Raw genomic sequence first — 21,608 nt, 5'->3', positions numbered from 1 at the left:
GTTGTCGTTTTGAGGGCTCAAAACGACGTTAGCTGCGACCCAGTTGGGAAGAAGCCGTTAGCCTTCGACGCCGAGCTTCTCCAGGATCAGCTCGCGCACGCGGCCCGCGTCGGCCTGGCCGCGGGTGGCCTTCATGACGCCGCCGACGATCGCACCGATGGCCTGGACCTTGCCGCCGCGGATCTTCTCCGCGACGTCGGGCTGGGCGGCCAGGGCGGCGTCGATGGCTTCCAGCAGCGGACCATCGTCGGACACAACCGCAAGGCCGCGCTTCTCGACGATTTCCTCCGGGGTGCCTTCGCCGGCGAGGACGCCGTCCAGCACCTGGGAGGCCATCTTGTTGTTGATCTTGCCGCCCTCGACGAGCTTGTTGAGCTCCACGATGGTTTCCGGCGTCACGCCGAGTTCGGCGGGGTCGACGTCGGCCGTCTTGGCCCTGCCCACGATCTCGCCCATCCACCACTTGCGGGCCACGGAGGCGCTGGCACCTGCGGCGATGGTCTCCTCGATGGAGTCCATGACGCCGGCGTTCACCACGTCGCGGAACTCCAGGTCCGAGTAGCCCCAGGCTTCCTTCAGGCGCTTGCGGCGCTCGGCGGGCGGCTCGGGCAGGGTGGCGCGCAGTTCCTCCACCCACTCACGCGAGGCGACGACGGGAACCAGGTCCGGCTCAGGGAAGTAGCGGTAGTCGTCGGCGTCGGACTTGGCGCGGCCCGACGTCGTCGTGCGCGTGTCCTCGTGCCAGTGGCGAGTCTCCTGGATGACCGGCTGGCCGGAGTCGAGGACGGCGGCGTGGCGCTGGATCTCGTAGCGGACGGCGTGTTCGACGGCGCGCAGCGAGTTCACGTTTTTCGTCTCGGAGCGGATGCCGAAGCGTTCCTGGCCGTGCGGGCGCAGGGAGACGTTGGCGTCACAGCGGACGTTGCCGCGTTCCATCTTGGCGTCGGAAACGCCGAGGTTCTTGACGATCTCGCGGACGGCGGCCACGTAGGCCTTGGCGAGCTCCGGCGCACGGCTGCCCGCGCCCTCGATCGGCTTGGTGACGATCTCGACGAGCGGCACGCCGGCGCGGTTGTAGTCCACCAGCGAGTAGTCGGCGCCCTGGATGCGGCCCGCGGAACCGCCCATGTGGGTGAGCTTGCCGGCGTCCTCTTCCATGTGGGCCCGCTCGATCTCGACGCGGAACACGGTGCCGTCCTCGAGTTCGATGTCCAGGTAGCCGTCGTACGCGATGGGCTCGTCGTACTGGGAGGTCTGGAAGTTCTTCGGGGTGTCCGGGTAGAAGTAGTTCTTCCGGGCGAAGCGGCAGGATTCGGCGATCTTGCAGTTGAGCGCGAGGCCGATCTTGATGGAGGACTCGACGGCGGCCTTGTTCACCACCGGGAGGACGCCCGGCAGGCCGAGGTCCACCTCGTTGACGTTGGTGTTCGGCTCGTCACCGAAGACGTTCGGAGCGGAGGAGAACATCTTCGTCTTTGTGTTCAGCTCCACGTGGACCTCGAAGCCAAGGACGGGATCGTACTTCTCCATGGCTTCTTCGAAGCTGAGGACGGTGTCGACGGACATTAGTTGGAACCTCCCACGGTGTTTGCGGCGCCGATCGCGGGAGCCTGCAGTTCAGGGGCACGGTCAAGCAGCGGGCCGCCCCACTTCTCTTCGAGCAGCGATTCGAGGACGGCACCCACGCGGTAAAGGCGGGCGTCCTCGCGGGCCGGGGCGAGCAGCTGGATGCCCACGGGCAGGCCATCCTCATCGGCCAGGCCGCCGGGCAGCGACAGGCCGGGGACGCCGGCCATGTTCGCCGGGATGGTGGCGACGTCGTTGAGGTACATGGCCAGCGGGTCGTTGAGCTTCTCCCCCAGCTTGAACGCCGTGGTGGGCGCCGTCGGGGAAATCAGCACGTCGGCCTGGGCGAACGCGGCGTCGAAGTCGCGCTGGATCAGGGTGCGCACCTTCTGGGCCGAACCGTAGTAGGCGTCGTAGTAGCCGGCGCTCAGGGCGTAGGTGCCCAGGATGATGCGGCGCTTGACCTCGTCGCCGAAGCCGGCGGCGCGGGTGGCACCCATGACGCGCTCGATGGTCAGGGGCCCTTCCTTGGGCAGCACGCGCAGGCCGAAGCGGACGCCGTCGAACTTGGCCAGGTTGCTGGACACCTCGGACGGCATGATCAGGTAGTAGGCGCCCAGGGCGTACTTGAAGTTCGGGCAGGAGACCTCGACGATTTCCGCCCCGGCGTCCTTGAGCAGCTCGAGGGATTCGTTGAAGCGGTTCTCGACGCCGGCCTGGTAGCCCTCGCCGTGCAGTTCCTTGATGATGCCGATCTTCATGCCCGTGACGTTGCCGGTGCGTGCGGCCTCGACCAGGTTGTCGAAGGGATCGGTCAGGGAGGTGGAGTCGTAGGGGTCGTGGCCGCCGATGACTTCCTGCAGCAGCGCGGAGTCCAGCACGGTCCGGGAGACCGGGCCGATCTGGTCAAGGGAGGAGGCCATGGCGATGGCGCCGTAGCGGGACACCGCACCGTAGGTGGGCTTCACGCCCACCGTGCCGGTGACCGCGCCGGGCTGGCGAATGGACCCGCCGGTGTCCGTGCCGAGCGCCAGCGGCGCTTCAAAGGCAGCGACGGCGGCAGCGGAGCCGCCGCCCGAACCGCCTGGGATGCGGTCCAGGTCCCAGGGGTTGCGGGTGGGGCCGTAGGCCGAGTGTTCGGTGGAGGACCCCATGGCGAATTCGTCCAGGTTGGTCTTGCCCAGGATGGGCATCTTCGCGGCGCGCAGCTTCTTGATGACCGTGGCGTCGTAGGGGCTGTGCCAGCCTTCGAGGATCTTTGAACCGGCCGTGGTGGGCTGGCCGATGGTGACGATCAGGTCCTTGACGGCGATCGGAACGCCGGCGAGTTCGTGCAGTTCCCCGGCGGCAGCTCCGCCGGCGGCGCGGATCGCGTCAACTTCGGCGGCGACGGCGAGCGCCTCCTCGGCGTTGACGTGCAGGAAGGCGTTGACCTGGCCGTCGACGGCGGCGATGCGGTCCAGGTAGGCCTGCGTCACCTCGACGGAGGTCACTTCGCCCGCGGCAAGCTTTGCTGCGAGGGCTGCGGCGGAGAGGCGGATGAGTTCGGTGCTGTCAGTCATCTTCTTAGTCCTCGTCCAGGATGGCCGGGACCTTGAAGCGGTCCTCCGCGGCGTCCGGAGCACCGGACAGCGCCTGCTCGGCGGTGAAAGTGTGGCCAACGACGTCTTCGCGGAAGACGTTGCTCAGCGGGATCGGGTGGGACGTGGCCGGGACGTCGTCCCCGGCGGCTTCGCTGACGGACTTCACCGAGTCCACGATGACGGCGAGTTCGCCCGCCATCCGGTCCAGCTCTTCGGCACTCATTTCAATGTGAGCGAGCCGCGCAAGATGCGCCACATCGTCACGGTTGATCGCAGCCATGGATCTCCCCTGCAAGTTCAAATGGTTTTCCGGACCAGTCTACTTTGGTTGTGCTGGCTCAAGAGCCGATTCCGCGCCCGGCGCCGCGTCACCTTCCGGCTGTCGGCCGTGGCTGGCTTCCGGCGGCGAACCGGACGATCCTTCAGAGGCCGGTTGGACGTGCGGCGCGCTTTAGCGTGCTCCTCGTTCCAGGTCGGCTAGTTCCGATTCAAGTTGCCGGGTCAGGTTGCGCAGGCGGCGGATGTGCTCATGGGAGACGCGCCCTGGCTGGCTGGTGACTTGTGCGTCGACGTCGAAGACGGTGTTAGGGCTGTGCCAGACGTTGAACCATTCGAGACCATGGCCGAGGGCGTCCCGGGTGACACCCTGGAGCAGAAGCAGCGGTTCCCGGGCGTTGATGTTCAGTTTCCGTGCCAGGTCGGGATCTGAAGATACGGCCTGTATCTGGCGGGGTCCGCCGACGGGGTGGTAACCGTGATCGCGCATTAGGCCGAGGAGCGAGGAGTTTTCGAGCAGTTCCGCGGTGAAGTGCGGGAAGAAGTCGCGCGGGACCCAGGTGCGCATGAAGGCAACCGGAAGATCGTCGAGGTAGCGGACCCGCTCGATTTTCCAGGTGTTGGTGGTATTGAGAGCCTCGATGCCCGCCTGGGGCGGCTCGGAAGGTTCCACGCTGAGGACATGGGTGCGCAGGCGTTGCCCGTGCGCGGCCGCCTGCTCATCCAGGCCGCCGGCGCGCTGAACGTGACGTCGAAGGACAGGCGTTGCGGCCACTACGCTGCCGCGGCCGCGCTGGCGTCGGATCAGGCCCAGGTCGGCAAGGCCTGACAGGGCCTGGCGAACGACGCTCCGGGAGACCCCGAACTGCCTTTGCAGTTCCTCTTCGGTGGGCAGAGAGGAGCCCGGGGACAGTGCCAGGTCCACGATCTGCCGGTGCAGGATGTCCCGGATTTGCGCGTGGAGCGGGCCTCCGGCTTCCCGGTTCAGGCCACCGCTGCGCCCCGCCGGCTCCGATGTTGGTTCTGCTGGTTCCAAACTCACGCTAACTCCTCTGCCGCTGTGCAAATCTTAGCCCTCCTGCTGCATCTCTAGCGGTCTGCAGTGTTTTCGATCGGCCTTGACGTGACCTACGCCACCCATTATTGTACGTATCAAAGGTACGTACAACTTCGAACCTACGTGCAACTTCGGACCAGGGATCGCGGAAGATGCCGTGGATACGAAGTGCCAGTCACCTGCTTGAGCCCGTATTGGTGCATGAGCGAAGTGAGAGTACGCGCAGGTGACAGTCGGATACGTGAGTTTCTAAACCCCTCGAATTGGAGAGTTCCATGCGCGACCCGCGCTCGGTGCGTTGCACCTACTACCTGGAGTCTGAGATTGAGCCCGAGAAGGCCGCGGCCATCATGGCGGGCGAGCAGTCCAGCGGCACGTTCCTGCCGGTGCCCGGCGAATCCGCCCGGATCCGGGAACGGCACGCCGCCCGGATATCGGATGTTCAGGAGCTTGGCTTTTGCCGGCCCTCACTGCCGTCACGGTCCAACCCGGAAAAAGTCCGCGCCGCCTTGGTGACCGTTGACTTTCCGATGGAGAACGTCGGCACCGATCTGGCCACCCTCCAGACTGCTATGGCAGGCAATCTTTTCGAGCTGGGTGATTTGTACGCCTGCCGGCTCCAGGACATGCAGCTGCCCGGGGATTTTGTCGCCGCACACCCCGGCCCGGCATTCGGCATCGAGGGGACGCGCAAGCTCATCAGTGACGTTCAGGGCGTGATGGTCGGCACCATCGTCAAGCCAAATGTCGGGCTCTCGGAAGAAGAGTTCCGGCTGGTTGTCCGGGATCTGGCGATGGCGTCCATTGACCTGATCAAGGACGACGAGCTGATGACTGATCCGGCGTACCTGCCGCTGGAACGCCGGGTCGCGGTCGCCACCGAGGAAATCCGTGCCGCAGAGCAGATCACGGGCCACTCGACGATGTATGCCTTCAACATCACCGGCGACCTCGCCGGGCTGCAAGAGCGCCACGATCTGGTTGTTGAAGCCGGTGGCCGCTGCGTGATGTTGAACATCCCGGTGATGGGAATGCCGGCCCTGGCGTTGCTCCGCAGCTTCGCCGAGGTCCCGATCCACGGCCACCGCGCGGGTCTCGCCGCCTCCATGCGGTCCAAGGCCCTGGGCATGGACTACCGCGTCTGGCAGCAGATGGCCCGCCTTGCCGGCGCCGACCACCTGCACGCCAGCGGACTGGGCAGCAAGTTCTACGAACTGGACGAAGAGGTGACCGCGAACATCCGCAGCCTGCTTGAACCCCTGGGGGAGACCATCGCACCGCTGCCCGTCCTGTCTTCCGGGCAGAACGTCACCACCCCCGGGCCCACCTTCGACGCTGTCGGCTCCACGGACCTGATGATGCTGGCCGGCGGCGGGGTCGCAGCCCACCCGGACGGTCCCGGGGCCGGGGTGCGCAGCCTGCGCCAGGCCTGGGAAGCCGCAGTGGATGGGGTGCCGCTGCAGACTGCAGCCACCAAGCGGGCGGAAACTGGAGATGACGCCCTGCTGCATGCGGTCCAGACGTTCAGGAAAGGTGCCTGACATGCCAGCTTTCGGTTTCGTCGCCGACGACCTCACCGGAGCCGCCGACGTCCTGGCCCAGTCCCACCGCTACGGCCTGGAAGCCGCGCTGGTCATCGGCGACGCGCCGCTGCCCACGGACACCGACGTCGTCGGGTTCGCAGGTCCGGCACGGTCCCTGTCCGGGGCAGCGTTCGACACCCTGGTCACCCGTGACCTTGCCGGCATCGCGGCCCTGAACCTGGACGTGCTGCTGTACAAGGTCTGCTCCACGTTCGACAGCTCCACAACTGTCGGAAGCATCGGACGCGGGATCCAGCTGCTCCATGAGCAGTTCCCCCTGCACGGCCCCATTCCCGTGGTGCCGGCTCAACCGGGCTTCGGCCGTTACACCGCCTTCAGCAACCACTACGCGACCCATGCCGGCAAGATCTACCGGCTGGACCGCCATCCGGTGATGTCCCGGCACCCGTCCACCCCCATGTCCGAGGCGGACCTCCGCCAGGTCCTGGCCGAGCAGCTCGGCGGCACCCGGGTGCCCGGAGCCATCCACCTGCCCGCGTATGAGGACGGCACCTTCAAGGACTCCTGGGCGGACCGGCGCCGGGAACCCGGAGCGCAGGCCTTCGTCGTCGACGCCGTTGATGAATACCAGATGGACGCCATCGCTGAAGCCCTCACCCGGGAAGAACACGGCCACGGCCCGTCCGTCGTCGTCGGTTCCGGCGGCATCATGGCAGCCCTGGCACGGTCCATCTCGGACCAGACTCCCCGTACCCCCCGGCTGCAGCGCGCGACCGGTCCGGTGCTGGCCGTCAGCGCTTCAGCCTCCAGCACCACCGCGGAACAAATCAACGACGCTGTCTCCAATGGCTGGGAGGACGTTCCCGTGCCCGCCGAACTGCTGCAGCGCGATGACAGAACCCTCGTGGCAGCCCTCGACGAACAGGTTTCCGCTGCCCTCCGGGCAAGCAGGAACGTCGTCGTGCACACCACCCGCGGAGCGGCGGACCCCCGCTACGGTGCCGGTACGCCGGTGGATGCCGGCTACGTCGGCACACTGATCGGTGGCATCGCCGCCCGGATGGCAAACGCCGGGCTCACCCGTGACATCGCCGTCTGCGGCGGTGATACCTCCAGCCATGCACTCATCGCCATGGGCGTACGCCAGCTCCGGGTGTCGGACCAATTCGTCACGGCAGGCCCAATCCTGAAAGCCGACGGCGCCTCCGTCGTAAGCGGGTGCAGGCTCCTGCTCAAAGGCGGACAGGTCGGCCCGACCGACATTCTGCGCCGCTTCGCCGGCCAACTCCCCGGCTGACCCACAAGCAATCTCCCCCACGCATCACCAGAACCAACGAAAGGCGGCCCCCATGCGGGCAGTAGTCAAGAACGCAGCCGAGCGAGGCGTCACCTACGTCACCGACGCTGGCGACCCCAAAGCCACAGAAGGCTCCGTCGTCATCGAAGTAGGAGCCGCCTCCCTGTGCGGCACCGACCGCGAACTCTACGAATGGACACCCTCAGCCCAGGCATTCAACCTCAACCTCCCGGTCATCCTCGGCCACGAAGGCGCAGGAACCATCGTCGAAGTTGGCCCCGGCGTGAGCGGCCTCAAGGTCGGCGACCAGGTCGCCCTCGAAAGCCACCTCACCTGCGGCCAGTGCTTCCCCTGCCGCACCGGCGACGCACACACCTGCGAACGCACCGGCATCCTCGGAATGCACATCGACGGCGTCTTCGCCGAGTACGCCTCCGTCCCCCAGGACATCTGTGTCAAGCTCCCCACCGGCCTGTCCCTGGAATCCGGCGCCCTGCTCGAAGCCGCCGGCGTCGCCGTCCACGCCATCCAGCGCGCCGACTACTCCGTCGCAGGCCGGGCAGTGCTCGTCAGCGGCGCAGGTCCCGTCGGCCTCGTCGTCGTGAACCTGGCACTGCTCATGGGCGCCAGCCATGTCATCGCCGTCGACCCAAACCCGTACCGCCGGGCCCAAGCCGAGAAACTCGGCGCGACCGCCCTGCACCCCAACGACGGCATCGTCGACCGCTGCCGCGAACTGACCGGCCGCCGCGGCGGCTTCGACGTCGCCTTCGAATGCTCCGGAGCCCCCGGCACCCTGGCAACACTCTTCGAAGCCGTCCGCCGCGAAGCCACCGTCATCACCGTCGGACACCCCAGCCGCCCCGCAGAAGTCGACATCGCCGCCTACATCAACAAGAAGGGCATCACCCTGCGCGGCATCTTCGGACGCCGGCTCTGGGAAACCTGGGAACAAAGCCTGCTGCTCCTCGATTCCGGGAAGCTGGAACTGGACTGGCTCATCACCCACCGCAAGAAGCTCAGCGACATCGACGAAGCCGTCGAACTGCTCACCGGAGACGCCTGCAAAGTCCTGCTCATCCCGGGCCTGAGCTAAACATCCCCACCCGCCCAGGAACACGCGGACCAAGCACACCCCAGCCATTCACAGGAGAAATCAATGTCGATTCCCATCAAGAAAGCCCTGGAAAAAGTCCCCGGCGGAATGATGCTGGTGCCCCTTGGCATCGGCGCCGTCATCCACACCCTGGCACCTGACGCCGGAAAATTCTTCGGATCCTTCACCGGCGCATTCTTCACCGGCCTGGCACCCCTGCTGGCCGTGTTCTTCGTTTGCCTTGGCGCAACACTCGAAGTCAAATCCACGCCCTACATCCTTAAGAAGGGCGGCGTACTGCTCGGCTCCAAAATCCTCTTCGCCATCCTCATCGGCGTCATCGCCGGACACTTCCTCGGTGAAGCACCCATCGACTCAGGAATCCTCGCAGGCCTCTCAACCCTCGCGCTCGTCGCCGCACTCAACGACACCAACGGAGGGCTCTACATCTCTCTCATGGGCCAGTTCGGCCGCAAGCGGGACGCCGGCGCCTACTCCATCCTGTCCCTGGAATCAGGCCCCTTCCTGACCATGGTTACCCTCGGCATCGCAGGACTGTCCGCTTTCCCCTGGCAGGCACTCGTCGGCGCCATCCTCCCGCTGGCCCTGGGCATGCTCCTTGGAAACCTGGACAAGAACATGCGGAATCTCCTGGCCCCACTGGTACCTGCCATGGTGCCGTTCCTCGGCCTGTCCCTCGGCCTGACCATCAACCTCAACGCAGTCGTAGAAGCAGGGCTCCTCGGCATCGCCCTTGGCCTGTTCGTGGTCTTCGTCGGCGGCGCCGTGCTGCTGCTCGCCGACAAACTCACCGGCGGTGACGGCGTTGCCGGCCTCGCCGCAGCAACCACAGCCGGCAACGCTGCGCTTGTCCCCGCCATCATCGCCACAGCCAACCCCGTCTACGCCCCAGCCGCCGACCACGCCACCGTCCTCGTGGCAGCATCGGTCGTCGTCTCCGCAGTCCTCTGCCCGATCGTGACCTCAGCATGGGCGCGCCGGGTACAGAAAAAGGAGGCCACCGCGAACACACACGACAGCTCCGAGGAACGGGCCGCGGTAGCCCCCAAACACGCAGTGGAACCACAAGACTAATCCGGCAGCACGAGACGATACGTGGTGGGGGGCTCCCAACCCAGCCGTCATCGCGGACAAACTGGCGATCGTGCAGGAGACCCGCGCTCGGTCCTCGCTTCGCTAGGGCTGTAGAAGCGTTTTCTGTCTGCATATGTCGCCTTGCCGCCGCGCATCCCCAGCCTTGGGGGCCGCCCAAACAAAGCAGGACGGCACGTGCACCATGTGCACGTGCCGTCGCTTTGTGTTTTGGGCTTAGGAGACCTTGCCTTGGGCTGCCAGGAGCATCCGCGACCGGTATTCCGGGGTGTCCGCCGGCTCGCTCGTGCCGAAGATGGCACGGATCCAGTGGCCGTCCGTGTTGTTCGGGAAGAGGATGAAGTCCCGGCCGAAACGGTCGGAGTCCTCGGCGGCCAAGGTTCGCCGTTCTTCGACTGACTTGACGTAGTAGCGCCGTCGGAAGTCGTTGAGGTTGTCGCCGAGGTAGGCGATGACCTCGTATTTCTCCGCGATGGCCTGCTGGGCGGGTTCCTTGTTGGAGGACTCGCGCTGGAAAACGGCGTGCTCATCGTCGGCGAAAGCCAAGCCGGCATGCCGCAGGTTCGCAACGCCGATTTGCTGGGTGTCCGGGCCCTGGTCACGCTGGGAAACGTAGAAGACCTCCACGCCGCGGCTTTCGGCGTAGCGCGTGAACTCGACGGCGCCGGGCGTGGCCGTAGGGCCGTTGTCCCGCACCCAGGCATCCCACAGCTCGTCGTCGAAGGCCTGCTTGCCGGCGGCGATCAGCATCTCCCAGTAAGGGTTGGAGGACAGGACCGTATCGTCGACGTCGGAAATGAACGCCAGCGGCTTGGCGCCGCGCCGCCGCTGCCCGACGCCCCGGAGTGCGTTGTCGAGCCGGTCGCGGGCGATGTTGAAGGCCTGCCGGTACAGCATGTCCCGCTCGGCGGCGGTGACCCGCCAAGCTACCGCTGCGGAAAGGATGTTCTGCACCTCCGGCGATGCGTCGGCCTTGGCCGGGCCGGGGGCGAACAGCGCCAGCCCTCCCGCCACTCCACCCGCACCCAGTCCCTTCAGCATGGTCCGGCGTTCGATACCCATTTGAGCCTCCTTGATCACGGTGACATCTTTGTCACGACCGCTAGTAAACCAATGTTTATTACTGGTAACCAGATTTCGCCGGAATGTGTCAGAGATATCAGGCCGCAACGCAAAACAGGCACCCTCCGCGGAGGATGCCTGTTTCGTGCCGCGGCTCAGCCGACGCCGATAGCTCCTGTCAGCAGGCCCACGCCGAGCATGACCAGGGCGACGACTGCGGAGCGCCAGAGGACCTTCTTGTGGTGGTCGCCCAATTCGACCTTGGACAAGGAGACCAGCAGGAGGATGGCCGGGACCAGCGGGCTCTGCATGTGGAAGGGCTGGCCGGTGATCGAGGCGCGGGCCATATCGGCTGCGCCGACGCCGTAGTGGGCCGCGGTTTCGCTCAGGACCGGCAGGACGCCGAAGTAGAAGGCGTCGTTGCTCATGAAGAACGTCATCGGGATGCTCAGCAGGCCGGTGATGACGCCCATGAACGGGCCGAGCTCGGCGGGGATGATCTGGACGAGCCAGGCGGACATTTCCTTCACCATGCCGGTGCCGTTCAGCACACCGGTGAGTACCGCGGCGGCCATGACCATGCTGACGACGGCGACGATCGACGGGGCGTGGGCGATCAGCTGGGCGCCCTGGTCCTTGACCTTCGGGAAGTTCACCAGCAGGGCGATCGCGGAGCCGACCATGAAGACGTAGGGCAGCGGAACCAGGTCCATGACAAGCATGACCATGACGGCGGCAGTGAGGCCGAGGTTGAACCAGAACAGCTTGGGGCGCAGTGTGGGGCGGTTCGGGTCGAGGGCGGTGTCGGCCATGGCCGAGTCCTGCTCGTCCACGAGCAGTTCGGTGCGTTCCAGGACGGCCACGCCGCCGTTGCCGGAAACGCCGTTGCCGGACGGGCGGACACCGGAGGGACGGCTGCCGGAACCACCGCGGGAAGTTCCGCCGGCGGCGCGGCTGCCGGTGCCGCCGTCGAACGCTTCATCGAGATCGGCGAACTCGCCCCAGATTTCCGGAGCGGAGGCGCGGAGGCGGTTGCGCTCCTGGAGGCCCATCAGCCAGGCGAAGACGAAGACCACCAGCAGGCCGGCAATGAGGGGACGGAACCATGGGGACGAAGACGTCGTTGACGTCGATCTTCAGGGCGGTCGCGGCACGGGCGGTGGGGCCGCCCCACGGGAGGATGTTCATAGTGCCGTTGGCGAGGCCGGCCACACACGTCAGCACCACAGGACTCATCTTCAGGCGCAGGTAGACCGGCAGCATCGCGGCGGTGGTGAGGATGAAGGTGGTGGAGCCGTCGCCGTCGAGGGAAACCGCGGCGGCGAGGATTGCCGTCCCGAGGACCACCTTGGCGGGGTCGTTGCCGAGCTTGCGGATGATGAACTTCACCAGCGGATCAAAGAGTCCGACGTCGATCATGAGGCCGAAGTACACGATCGCGAACATGAGCAGCGCGGCCGTGGAGGTCATCGACTTCATGGAGGTCATCACCATGTCGCCGATGCCGAGCCCGGCGCCCGCGAACAGGCCGAAAACGGTGGGGACGATGATCAGCGCCAGCACCGGCGTCAACTTCTTCGTCATGATCAGCGCCATGAAAACCGCGATCATGGCGAATCCAAGCAGTACCAGCACGGCCGGCTCCTAACTATGAATGGCATCACATCGGTGTGGTGCGCATTACGAATGTAGGGCGAGCTGGGTCACATCCCGGGGTTTGCCGGATTTGATTGGCATACTGCTCATTGCCAGCATTTTGCTCGTTTTGCTCAGTGATTCAATGGAGTAGAAGTCCCATCCACGCCAGCGCTGCCGCTGAAGGCTCCGCCGGCCTGGAATCAGTCCACGCAGGCGGAAAGGTTGCCCATGCCACGGCTCGCCATGCGGTTCTCCACTCAGACGCTGCTGCTGCAGCTCGGCGTCGTCCTTCTGGTGGTTTTGCTCAGCGGCGCGGTTCACGCCTGGCTGGTGTACCAGCGGATCGGCGCGGAGGCGGAGAACCAGGCGCTCACTCTTGCCCGTACGGTGGCCTCAGCCCCGGAGATCCGGACCCAGGTTGACGCGATCAGCAAGCAGCGCGGCACTCCCCCGCCGGACGAACTGGCCAAGGGACCCATCATGGCGGCGGCCGAAGCCGCCCGAGCACGCACCAGCGCCCTGTTCGTGGTGATCACAGATGAAACCGGGCTGCGGCTTGCCCACCCGGAACCGGAGCGGCTCGGCGAGCGCGTCAGCACCGACCCGTCCGAGGCGCTGGCCGGCAAGGAAATCACCACGCGGAACACTGGAACCCTCGGACCGTCCGCAGGCGCCAAGGTCCCCGTGTACGCGCCCGGGTCCGACGCCGTGGTGGGCGAAGTCAGCGTGGGCTACTCCATGGAATCGCTGAGCCAGAGCCTGCGCCAGGACATTGTGCCCATCGCCCTCACCGCCGCCGGGGCCCTGCTGGCCGGCGTGCTCGCCTCGTTCCTGCTGCGCAAGCGGCTGCAGCGGCTCACCCTCGGGCTGGAACCGGAAGAGATCAGCACGCTGGTCCACGACCAGGTCGCCGTGCTGCAGGGCGTGGACGACGGCGTCATCGGCGTCGCGCCGGACGGCCGCATCACCGTGTTCAACGCCGCCGCACGGCGCCTGTTGGACGTCCCCGCGGAAGGGCCCGACGACGACGGCACCGCGTCCCCTGCCATGGCTTCGGTCCGGATCGGGCAGCCATGGGCGGCGGCCGCCGTGCCGGAACAGCTGAAGGAGCTCACCCGCGACGCCATGCACGACGCCGAGGCCGTGGAGGTCCTGGCCGCCGGGCGGGTGTTGGTGGCCAACGCCCGCAAGGCGCTGCACCGCAAGGAAGACCTCGGCTGGGTGGTCATGCTGCGCGACCGCACCGAACTGCAGCAGCTCACCCGGCAGCTGGATGCGGTGGGAACCATGTCCACGGCCCTGCGCGCCCAGCGGCACGAGTTCGCGAACCAGCTCCACACGATCGCCGGCTTCCTGAGCATCGGCCACAGCGAGCAGGCCAAGGAATACCTGGCGAAGATCTCGGAGACCGGGCCGCTGACCTTTCCGGTGCAGCAGGCCGGGCTGCTGCAGGACCCCTACCTGCAGGCCTTCATCGGGGCCAAAAGCGTCGGGGCGGACGAACGCGGCGTCGTGCTGCGGATCGGGCCCGAAACCCTGGTCCGCGGCACCGTCACCGACCCGCAGGATGTCACCACCGTGCTCGGCAACCTGATCGACAACGCCGTGAACGCCGCCGTCGCCGGTTCCGCCACGGACCGCTGGGTGGAGGTGGAACTGCTGGATGAGCCGCCCACCGGCGAGGACGGTGACGGCGGTGGCACGCTGCACATCGTGGTCGCGGACTCCGGGGACGGGCTGGGTGGCAGCGGTCCGGAAGAAGTGTTCGCCGAAGGGTTCACGACGGCGGAGCCGCGAGCAACGGAACCGCGAGCAACGGAACCGGGGTCAGCGGAATTTGCTTCGGCGGGAGCCGGCGGCCACGGCCTGGGGCTCGCACTGAGCCGGAAACTGGCGCGCCGCCGGGGCGGCGACGTGCGGTTGCTGGACCCTGGATCCCCGGGCGGGCCGGGGGCGGTCTTCATGGCCTCCCTGCCCGGAACGACAGCCCCGCAGCAAACGGAAGAGGAAGAATGAGCACGGACCTGAGGGTGTTGATAGTCGACGACGACTTCCACGTAGCCCGCCTGCACGCGGCGTACGTGGATTCGGTGGCCGGGTTCCTGGCCTTGAGCCCGGCCGGATCCACCGCGCAGGCGCTGCAGTCCGTGCACAGCCTGCGGCCGGACCTGGTGCTGCTGGATGTCTACCTGCCGGACGGTTCGGGCCTGGACCTGTTGGGGCAGTTGGATGTGGACGCGATGATGCTCACGGCGGCCTCCGATGCCGTGTCCATCCGCACAGCCACCCGACGCGGCGCCCTGGCGTACCTGCTGAAGCCCTTCACCGCCGAGGCCCTCTCCCAACAGCTGCGCGCCTACGCCCGCTACCGGCGGATCCTGGACCGGCAGCAGTCCGTGGACCAGGACACCATTGAGAAAGCCCGGCGGGCGCTGTTCGCCGGGGAGGTCTCGTCGTCGGGCAGGCCGCGCTCGGCCACGGAGTCCGCGGTGCTGGATTCCCTGGAGCCCGGCGAGCAGTACTCCGCCGCGGAAGTCGCCGAGCGGGTCGGGGTATCCCGGGCCACCGCGCAACGGTACCTGTCCTCACTGGCGGACGACGGCGCCGTCGAGATCCAGCTCCGCTACGGCACCACGGGCCGTCCCGAACACCGCTACGGGGTGCCGGACCGGCGCTGAGGACGGCACTTCAGACGTCACGCCGAGGCGGTTCCGGATGTCCGTTCGCGCAGGAGCTTCTCCAGCAGCTTGACGGCCGGCGGCATCTCCCGGTTCAGGGTGATGAACGAAACCCGCCGCTTCCCGAGATCCTGGACGGCCGGGCGCAAGGTGACCTCGAACCGCGGGTCGACGGCGGTTTCGGTGCTCAGGGCGAGCCCCAGGCCCTGCGCCACGAGGCCGTGGATCATGTTGAGGTCGTCCGTGCGCATGATTTCCCGGGGCTGGCGGCCCACCAGGCTGAACGTCTTCTTCAGGACCCGGTCCGAGGCCTCGTCGTCGTTCCTGCTGTGGATCCAGGCTTCGCCGTCCAGCTCCGCGAAATCCAGGACCTCCCGGGCGGCCAGCGCGCTGTTCCGCGAAAGCATCACGCGGTAGGGCTCCAGCAAGAGCGGTACCGCGGAGAGGTCCGTCGACACGAAGGCGGGGTCATCCTCCGCTTCGTAGATGAGCCCGGCGTGGACATCCCCGGCGAGGAGCAGCCGCACCACTTCCGTAGGTTCGGCCTCGATGACTTCCACTCGGACCCGGACCCGTTCCCGCAGTTCGGCGATGGCGGAAGGAAGCAACCGGGAACCGATGGAGGCGAAGGTGCCCACGCGCAGGGTGACCAGGCCGGCGTCCCGCTGTTCAGCCACCAGCCTCTCGGCGTGGCCGACCTTCTGCAGAATCTGCGCGGCTTCTTCCGCAAACGCCGCGCCGAGGGGTGTCAGCTTCGCGCCCCGCCGGTCGCGTTCCACGAGGCGCACCTTGAGGTGGCGCTCCAGGGTGTTGAGGTGGTGGGTCACCGTGGGAACCCCGTAGCGCAGGGCTTCGGCGGCCTTGGTGAGGCTTCCGTGCTCCCGGACGGCGAGGAGGACGCTGAGTTGCTGGAGGTTGATCATCACATACTCACTATGTTGAACAGTACGAAAACATGATATTCCCTAGGTGATATGAGCTGACTAACGTTCATGTCATGCCCTTGATTTCCCCCTCCATCGCGCCGGCCGCGTCCCCTGCATCCGCAGCAGTCTCCCCTGCCCAGTCCACTGCCCCGTACGCCGACGCCCTGCGCTCCCTCGCCGCCCACGACTGGCAGCGCCTGCACGTACCCGCCCATCAGGGCCGTGGCGGCAACGCCCCCGGCGTCGCATCCCTGGTGGGTGAGGAGGCCCTGGCCATGGACTTCCCGATGTTGTTCAGCGGGATCGACCAGCAGGACTGGCGTCTCGTGTCCTCCGGGCGCGAGACGCCGCTCATGCAGGCCCAGGCCCTCGCTGCCGAAGCCTGGGGAGCGTCCAGGACCTGGTTCCTCACCAACGGCGCCTCCGGCGGAAACCACATCGCCACCACCGTGGTCCGGGCCCTTGGCAAGGAGTTCGTGGTCCAGCGCAGTGTCCACTCAAGCGTCATCGACGGCATCACCCACGTTGGCCTGGAACCGCACTTCGTGCAGGGCGCCGTCGACGCCGGACTGGGCTCCGCGCACGGGGTCACCGCCGAACAGGTAGAGGAGGCCTTGGCCGCGCACCCGGAAAGCGCGGCGGTGTACCTGGTGAGCCCCAGCTACTTCGGCGCGGTGGCGGACATCGCCGCTATCAGCGCGGTGGCGCACCGGCATGGGGTCCCGCTCATCGTGGACGAGGCCTGGGGCTCGCATTTCGGCCTGCACCCTTCCCTGCCGGTCAACGCCGTCCGCGCGGGGGCGGACCTGGTTATCTCCAGCACCCACAAGGGCGCCGGGTCCTTGACCCAGTCCGCCATGCTGCACCTGGGCCACGGCCGGTTCGTCGAGCGGCTGGAGTCCCTCGTGGACCGCGTGGTGCGCTCCTTCCAGTCCACCAGCTGCAGCGCGCTGCTCCTGGCGTCCCTGGATGAAGCCCGGCGCCACCTGGTTGTCGAAGGACCGCAAATGGTCGGCAAGGCCCTGGAATCGGCCGAAGCGATCCGCGCGGGCGTACGTGCCAGCACCCGGTTCCGGGACGCGACACCGGACATCCTGGCCAGCCCCGATGCCGTGGCCAACGACCCCTTCAAGATCGTCATCGACACCCGCGGGGCCGGGATCACCGGTACCGACGCCCAGTACCGGCTCATCCGGGACCATCGGATCTACTGCGAGCTCGCCACACCGGCCGCGCTCGTGCTGCTCGTGGGCGCAACTTCGCTGGCCGACGTCGGACGCTTCCTTACGGCGCTGCACGCACTTCCGCAGGCCGAAAGCGAGCCCGAGCGGATGCGCGCCCTGCCGCAAGCAGGCGAGCGCCGTCTGGGTCTCCAGGAGGCCTTCTTCAGCACCGTGGAGACCGTCCCCTGGCAGGAAGCCGAGGGCCGCGTATCCGCCGACTCGCTGGCCGCCTATCCCCCGGGCATCCCGAACGTGCTGCCCGGCGAGGTGCTGAGCGCCGAGTCGATCGCGTTCCTGCGCGGCACCGCGGCGGCCCCTTCCGGCTATGTCCGCGGGGCCTACGATTCCGCGCTTGACCATTTCCGCGTCGTCGCACGCTGACACCGCCCCCACCCCACAGGAGACACAATGTCCGCACCAACAATCACCCATGCACCCCGCGACGAACTCGAGCGCGGCCTGAAGAACCGGCACCTCCAGCTCATGGCCATCGGCGGTGCCATCGGCACCGGCCTGTTCATGGGCTCCGGGAAGATGATCAGCGTCACCGGTCCCGCGGTGATTTTCGTCTACCTGGTCATCGGCTTCATGATCTTCTTCGTCATGCGCGCCCTTGGCGAGCTGCTGCTCTCTCCAACCTGCACTACAAGACCTTCGGGGACATCGCCAAGGACCTGATCGGGCCGTGGGCAGGGTTCTTCGTCTCCTGGACCTACTGGTTCTCGTGGGTGGTGGCCTGTGTGGCGGACATTGTCGCCATCACCGGCTACGTGGCCTACCTGGACCCGGGCATCCCGTCGTGGGTACCCGCGCTCATCGCCGCCCTGGTGTTGATTGTGCTGAATTTCCAGCCCGTGAAGTATTTCGGCGAGACCGAATTCTGGTTCGCGGTGGTGAAGATCGTGGCCATCGTCGGACTCATCGCCACCGGCCTGGTGCTGCTGTTCACCGGCTTCCAGAACCCGGACACCGGCACCCACGCCTCCCTGGCCAACCTCTGGGAACACGGCGGGATGTTCCCCTTCGGCCTGAGCGGTTTCATCCTCGGCTTCCAGATGGGGATCTTCTCCTTCATCGGCGTCGAACTGGTGGGCACAGCGGCAGCCGAAACCGAGTCGCCCCGGAAGACACTTCCGAAGGCGATCAATTCGATCGTGGCGCGGATCCTTGTTTTCTACGTCGGCGCGCTGGCAGTCATCATGACCATCACGCCCTGGGACCGGATCGAACCTGGCAAGAGCCCCTTCGTGACCACTCTCGCCTACGCAGGGCTCGGCATCGCGGCTCTCGTCATCAACCTGGTGGTGCTGACCTCGGCCGCTTCCAGCGCCAACTCCGGGCTCTACTCCGGTACGCGTATGCTCTACGGGCTGGCCAAGGACGGCCACGCTCCGAAGGGATTCGCCTGGACGGACAGCCGCGGCGTGCCCCGCAAAGCGGTGTTCTTCACCAGTGTCTTCCTGTTCGCAGCCATTCCCCTGCTGTTCGCCGGGGACAACGTGGTGGCGGCCTTCACGTTCGTGTCCTCGGTCTGTGCCACCTTGGTGCTGTTCACCTGGGGTTCCATTGTGGTGAGCTTCATCCTCTACCGCCGGCGGTTCCCGGAACGCCACGCTGCCTCAGGGTTCCGGATGCCCCTGGCCCGCTTCGCGCCCTGGATGGTGCTGGCATTCTTCGCCTTCATTGCCTCGACCCTCTTCATCGGGGACGACACCCGCCTGCCCTTCCTGGCCACGCCGCTGTGGTTCGTGCTGCTCGCCGTGCTGTGGCAGTTGAAGAAGAGCCGGCTGCGGCGGGCCGGGCTGCCGTTGACGTCCCCCGTGCCCGTGGTCCCGCACCCGCTCGACGACGAGCGCTGACCGCGACGCGCCCCTTCTTTTCCTAGCCCGAACGTACAGTTGAGGCCCTGAAATCGCTGATTTCAGGGCCTCAACTGTACGTTCGCGCGGGGACGGAACCTAGTTGGCGCTCTTCTGGGCGACCAGTTCGATCTCGACCAGCATCTGCGGGTCAAGGAACGGCAGCACGTGCACCAGGGACAAGGTGGGGCGGATGTCGCCGAAGACCTCGCCGTGGGCGCGGCCGGCGTCTTCCCATTTGCTGATGTCCGTCAGGTAGAGCTTCGACTGCACCACGTCCTCGTAGGAGAACCCGGCGTCCGCAAGCACGGTACCGAGCTTCTCGAGGATGTACTTGCTCTGCGAGTAGAAGTCCTCACCGACGATGCCGTCCGGGCCGGAGGCTGCCGTGGCGGAAATGTAAAGGGTGTTATCCACCTGCACCGCACGCGAGTATCCGAGGGACTGTTCCCAGACCGAACCCGTGCCGTAAGTCTTGCGCATGCCGCGCTTCTCCTGTCGCCGCGCCCGGCCCGGTGGCCGGGGTCTACGGTGAAACTTTAGGGCTGGCCCAGCTCGCGCCGGTAAACGAACAGCTTTATGTCGGTGCCCGGCACGAACCAGTCCCGCTCCGGCACGCGCTCGAATCCGGTGGCCTGGTACAGGGCGTTGGCGCTTTCCCAGGTGGCACCGGTGGTCAGCGCCACCGCATTGATGCCGGCCCGGGAGCGGGCATGGTCCACGAGGGCCTTGACCAGGCTCTTGCCGGCGCCGGAGCGCTGCACGGCCGGATCCACCACGAGGGTGCGCATTTCGAGTTCGTCCTCGTAGGCGATGTCCGCGAAGGGTCCGCCGGCCGAAGCCACGGTCACGGAACCGATCACAGCGCCGCCGCGTTCCGCCACCCAGACGTCGGCGTGTTCGGCGCGGCCGGCCACGTCCTGGAGCTGGCGCAGGTACGGGTGCTCCGGATCTCCGTAGTAGCCGGCGGTGACGTAGGAGTCGAGCGTGATGCGGGCGACGTCGTCATAGTCTGCGGGCCGGGCTGGACGGACAGTGATCGGTAATTGCACCGATCCATCGTAGTGGCGCCGCACGCGGCGGACCCCCGAAACGGCTGTTTCCGTGACCGAACTATCACCTCTGGAGCCCGACGGCGGCCCTTGCCGAACGCCGCGGCGACGCCTTGCCGATGTTGCCTTGAATGGCGCCGTATTGAGTCCGGTTGCGGACCGTGAAGCCCGGTTTCCCGCTGTTTCGCGAAGATGTCGGACTGCTGGCGCGGGCCCCGGCCGGCGTGATTGATTGGCGGCCAGGACCCAGGAAAGGACACCGAATGAGCACCCCCCGAACCCTCCACCTCAACGCCTTCCTCATGAGCACCGGCCACCATGAAGCCTCCTGGCGGCTGCCGGAAAGCGATCCCCTCGCCGCCACCAAGGTGACGCACTACCAGCGGCTCGCGCGCATTGCCGAGCGCGGCAAGCTGGACTCGATCTTCTTCGCCGACTCCCCCGTGCTGTTCGGCGAGGTCGGACGACGGCCCGCAGGCAAGCTCGAACCCACCGTGCTGCTGACCGCCATCGCCGGCGCCACGGAAAAGATCGGACTTATCGCTACCGCCTCTACCACCTACAACGAGCCCTTCAACCTGGCCCGCCGCTTCGCCTCGGTCGACTGGGTCAGCGGCGGCCGGGCCGGATGGAACGTGGTCACCACGGCCGGGCCCGACGCCGCCCGGAACTTCGGCGTGGACGACCAGCCCGCGCACGCCGTCCGCTACGAGCGCGCCGCCGAGTTCATCGAGGTCGCCCAGAAGCTCTGGGACAGCTGGGACGACGACGCGATCGTCGCAGACAAGGCAGAGGGCGTGTGGGGCGACGCCGGAAGGATCCGCACCATCGACCACGAGGGCAAGCACTTCCGGGTCCGGGGTCCCCTGAACGTGCCGCGGTCCCCGCAGGGCCACCCGCTGGTCGTGCAGGCCGGTTCGTCCGAGAACGGCAAGAACCTCGCCGCCCGCTACGCCGAGGCGGTCTTCACGGCGCACCAGACCCTGGCGGACGCCCAGGCGTTCTACGCCGACCTCAAGGCCCGTACGGCCGCCGTCGGGCGCGACCCGGAAGGCATCAAGATCCTCCCGGGCATCGTCCCGGTGATTGGCGCCAGCGAGGCCGAGGCCCTGAAGCTGGAGCGGGAGCTGGATGAACTGATCAAGCCCGAGTACGCCCGCGAACAGCTGGCCAAGACCCTCCGCGTGGCCCCCGAGGACCTGCCCCTGGACCGCCAGTTGCCGGCCGACCTTCCGTCCGAGGACGAGATCGAGGGCGCCAAGAGCCGCTACACCCTGATCGTGGAACTGGCCCGCCGGGAACAGCTCACGGTGCGGCAGCTGATCGGGCGCCTGGGCGGCGGCCGCGGCCACCGCACCTTCGCCGGAACCGCCGAGCAGGTGGCGGACGCCATCCAGGAATGGTTCGACGCCGGAGCGGCCGACGGCTTCAACATCATGCCCCCGGTGCTCCCCTCAGGCCTGGAAACCTTCGTGGACCAAGTGGTGCCGGTGCTGCAGGAACGGGGCCTCTTCCGCCGCGAATACACGGCGTCGACGCTGCGCGGCCACTATGGCCTGGAACGGCCGGTCAGCCGTTATGCCGGGATCGAGGCGCCTCAGCTGACCTCGATCGGTTCCGGGTTCTAGCCGGAGCGAT

At 67.0% G+C, this 21,608-nt stretch carries 16 protein-coding genes and 2 pseudogenes; 9 read left to right on the top strand and 9 right to left on the bottom strand.

The features are described 5' to 3' along the window. Nucleotides 1-57 precede the first annotated feature (57 nt). The 4 genes from gatB to ACZ9CK_RS05275 all read right to left on the bottom strand — a co-directional run bounded on the left by gatB (nucleotide 58) and on the right by ACZ9CK_RS05275 (nucleotide 4,467). Complete coding sequence (gene gatB, locus ACZ9CK_RS05290; protein WP_426302695.1) at nucleotides 58-1,566, bottom strand: Asp-tRNA(Asn)/Glu-tRNA(Gln) amidotransferase subunit GatB; 1,509 nt, start codon at nucleotides 1,564-1,566, stop codon at nucleotides 58-60. After that, nucleotides 1,566-3,128 carry an Asp-tRNA(Asn)/Glu-tRNA(Gln) amidotransferase subunit GatA gene (gene gatA / locus ACZ9CK_RS05285; protein ID WP_426302694.1) on the bottom strand — a complete coding sequence of 521 codons (1,563 nt, stop codon included), beginning with the start codon at nucleotides 3,126-3,128 and terminating at the stop codon, nucleotides 1,566-1,568. The genes gatB and gatA overlap by 1 nt, the downstream gene beginning before the upstream one ends. A 4-nt stretch (nucleotides 3,129-3,132) precedes the next feature. Continuing rightward, nucleotides 3,133-3,429 (bottom strand): Asp-tRNA(Asn)/Glu-tRNA(Gln) amidotransferase subunit GatC, encoded by a 297-nt coding sequence (gatC, locus tag ACZ9CK_RS05280; RefSeq protein ID WP_070350810.1) that lies wholly within the window; start codon nucleotides 3,427-3,429, stop codon nucleotides 3,133-3,135. Between the two features lie 171 nt (nucleotides 3,430-3,600). Beyond that, on the bottom strand, nucleotides 3,601-4,467 hold the full coding sequence (locus ACZ9CK_RS05275) for a GntR family transcriptional regulator (RefSeq protein WP_426302693.1): 867 nt from the start codon (nucleotides 4,465-4,467) through the stop codon (nucleotides 3,601-3,603). Between the two features lie 290 nt (nucleotides 4,468-4,757). Here ACZ9CK_RS05275 and ACZ9CK_RS05270 point away from each other — a divergent pair, with 290 nt between their 5' ends. From ACZ9CK_RS05270 to ACZ9CK_RS05255, 4 genes are all read left to right on the top strand, one after another. Beyond that, nucleotides 4,758-6,023, top strand: a complete 1,266-nt coding sequence (locus ACZ9CK_RS05270) for a RuBisCO large subunit C-terminal-like domain-containing protein (protein ID WP_426302692.1) — start codon at nucleotides 4,758-4,760, stop codon at nucleotides 6,021-6,023. A 1-nt stretch (nucleotide 6,024) separates the two neighbouring features. After that, the gene (locus ACZ9CK_RS05265) at nucleotides 6,025-7,323 is read left to right on the top strand and encodes a four-carbon acid sugar kinase family protein (RefSeq protein ID WP_476049433.1); all 1,299 of its coding nucleotides are present in this window, start codon (nucleotides 6,025-6,027) and stop codon (nucleotides 7,321-7,323) included. A gap of 52 nt (nucleotides 7,324-7,375) precedes the next feature. After that, a complete protein-coding gene (locus ACZ9CK_RS05260; RefSeq protein ID WP_476049432.1) occupies nucleotides 7,376-8,419 on the top strand; it encodes a zinc-dependent alcohol dehydrogenase in 1,044 nt (347 codons plus the stop codon). Between the two features lie 63 nt (nucleotides 8,420-8,482). Continuing rightward, the gene (locus ACZ9CK_RS05255; RefSeq protein ID WP_476049431.1) at nucleotides 8,483-9,514 is read left to right on the top strand and encodes a 2-keto-3-deoxygluconate permease; all 1,032 of its coding nucleotides are present in this window, start codon (nucleotides 8,483-8,485) and stop codon (nucleotides 9,512-9,514) included. A gap of 234 nt (nucleotides 9,515-9,748) precedes the next feature. Here ACZ9CK_RS05255 and ACZ9CK_RS05250 read toward each other — a convergent pair whose 3' ends face one another. Both ACZ9CK_RS05250 and ACZ9CK_RS05245 read right to left on the bottom strand, forming a co-directional pair. Next, complete coding sequence (locus ACZ9CK_RS05250) at nucleotides 9,749-10,594, bottom strand: 5'-nucleotidase, lipoprotein e(P4) family (protein ID WP_426302688.1); 846 nt, start codon at nucleotides 10,592-10,594, stop codon at nucleotides 9,749-9,751. A 155-nt stretch (nucleotides 10,595-10,749) separates the two neighbouring features. After that, nucleotides 10,750-12,229 (bottom strand): annotated as a pseudogene (locus ACZ9CK_RS05245) (CitMHS family transporter). 246 nt (nucleotides 12,230-12,475) lie between these two features. Here ACZ9CK_RS05245 and ACZ9CK_RS05240 point away from each other — a divergent pair. Together ACZ9CK_RS05240 and ACZ9CK_RS05235 are read left to right on the top strand one after the other, a co-directional pair. Then, entirely contained in the window at nucleotides 12,476-14,248 is a 1,773-nt protein-coding gene (locus ACZ9CK_RS05240; protein ID WP_476050859.1) for a sensor histidine kinase, read from the top strand. Then, a complete protein-coding gene (locus tag ACZ9CK_RS05235; protein ID WP_426302686.1) occupies nucleotides 14,245-14,910 on the top strand; it encodes a response regulator in 666 nt (221 codons plus the stop codon). Before ACZ9CK_RS05240 ends, ACZ9CK_RS05235 begins: the two co-directional genes overlap by 4 nt. Nucleotides 14,911-14,927: 17 nt before the next feature. On the opposite strand, the gene ACZ9CK_RS05230 is transcribed toward ACZ9CK_RS05235, so the two are convergent. Then, complete coding sequence (locus ACZ9CK_RS05230) at nucleotides 14,928-15,833, bottom strand: LysR family transcriptional regulator (protein ID WP_426303412.1); 906 nt, start codon at nucleotides 15,831-15,833, stop codon at nucleotides 14,928-14,930. 74 nt (nucleotides 15,834-15,907) lie between these two features. Here ACZ9CK_RS05230 and ACZ9CK_RS05225 point away from each other — a divergent pair, with 74 nt between their 5' ends. Together ACZ9CK_RS05225 and ACZ9CK_RS05220 are read left to right on the top strand one after the other, a co-directional pair. After that, on the top strand, nucleotides 15,908-17,440 hold the full coding sequence (locus ACZ9CK_RS05225) for an aminotransferase class I/II-fold pyridoxal phosphate-dependent enzyme (RefSeq protein WP_426302685.1): 1,533 nt from the start codon (nucleotides 15,908-15,910) through the stop codon (nucleotides 17,438-17,440). Nucleotides 17,441-17,467: 27 nt separating this feature from the next. Continuing rightward, nucleotides 17,468-18,918: pseudogene (locus tag ACZ9CK_RS05220) on the top strand (amino acid permease). Nucleotides 18,919-19,017: 99 nt separating this feature from the next. Here the strand turns inward: ACZ9CK_RS05220 and ACZ9CK_RS05215 are convergent. Continuing rightward, nucleotides 19,018-19,401, bottom strand: coding sequence for a RidA family protein (locus ACZ9CK_RS05215; RefSeq protein WP_426302683.1), 384 nt, complete (start codon nucleotides 19,399-19,401; stop codon nucleotides 19,018-19,020). A gap of 56 nt (nucleotides 19,402-19,457) precedes the next feature. Next, on the bottom strand, nucleotides 19,458-19,970 hold the full coding sequence (locus ACZ9CK_RS05210; protein WP_426302682.1) for a GNAT family N-acetyltransferase: 513 nt from the start codon (nucleotides 19,968-19,970) through the stop codon (nucleotides 19,458-19,460). Between the two features lie 263 nt (nucleotides 19,971-20,233). Between ACZ9CK_RS05210 and ACZ9CK_RS05205 the strand changes: the two genes are divergently transcribed. Then, the gene (locus tag ACZ9CK_RS05205) at nucleotides 20,234-21,598 is read left to right on the top strand and encodes an LLM class flavin-dependent oxidoreductase (protein ID WP_476049430.1); all 1,365 of its coding nucleotides are present in this window, start codon (nucleotides 20,234-20,236) and stop codon (nucleotides 21,596-21,598) included. The last annotated feature ends 10 nt before the right edge of the window (nucleotides 21,599-21,608 follow it).

It is taken from the genome of Arthrobacter sp. TE26545 (assembly GCF_056279005.1).
The sequence above is the reverse complement of the archived record's forward strand: the minus strand, read 5'-3'. Positions and strand labels throughout refer to the sequence as shown.

Coding starts and splice junctions, on each gene's coding strand:
- ACZ9CK_RS05265 (WP_476049433.1), top strand. CDS start 6,025: ATGCCAGCTTTCGGTTTCGTCGCCGACGACCTCACCGGAGCCGCCGAC.
- ACZ9CK_RS05225 (WP_426302685.1), top strand. CDS start 15,908: ATGCCCTTGATTTCCCCCTCCATCGCGCCGGCCGCGTCCCCTGCATCC.
- gatB (WP_426302695.1), bottom strand. CDS start 1,566: ATGTCCGTCGACACCGTCCTCAGCTTCGAAGAAGCCATGGAGAAGTAC.
- ACZ9CK_RS05230 (WP_426303412.1), bottom strand. CDS start 15,833: ATGATCAACCTCCAGCAACTCAGCGTCCTCCTCGCCGTCCGGGAGCAC.
- ACZ9CK_RS05270 (WP_426302692.1), top strand. CDS start 4,758: ATGCGCGACCCGCGCTCGGTGCGTTGCACCTACTACCTGGAGTCTGAG.
- ACZ9CK_RS05215 (WP_426302683.1), bottom strand. CDS start 19,401: ATGCGCAAGACTTACGGCACGGGTTCGGTCTGGGAACAGTCCCTCGGA.
- ACZ9CK_RS05250 (WP_426302688.1), bottom strand. CDS start 10,594: ATGGGTATCGAACGCCGGACCATGCTGAAGGGACTGGGTGCGGGTGGA.
- gatC (WP_070350810.1), bottom strand. CDS start 3,429: ATGGCTGCGATCAACCGTGACGATGTGGCGCATCTTGCGCGGCTCGCT.
- ACZ9CK_RS05240 (WP_476050859.1), top strand. CDS start 12,476: ATGCGGTTCTCCACTCAGACGCTGCTGCTGCAGCTCGGCGTCGTCCTT.
- ACZ9CK_RS05205 (WP_476049430.1), top strand. CDS start 20,234: ATGAGCACCCCCCGAACCCTCCACCTCAACGCCTTCCTCATGAGCACC.
- gatA (WP_426302694.1), bottom strand. CDS start 3,128: ATGACTGACAGCACCGAACTCATCCGCCTCTCCGCCGCAGCCCTCGCA.
- ACZ9CK_RS05260 (WP_476049432.1), top strand. CDS start 7,376: ATGCGGGCAGTAGTCAAGAACGCAGCCGAGCGAGGCGTCACCTACGTC.
- ACZ9CK_RS05235 (WP_426302686.1), top strand. CDS start 14,245: ATGAGCACGGACCTGAGGGTGTTGATAGTCGACGACGACTTCCACGTA.
- ACZ9CK_RS05255 (WP_476049431.1), top strand. CDS start 8,483: ATGTCGATTCCCATCAAGAAAGCCCTGGAAAAAGTCCCCGGCGGAATG.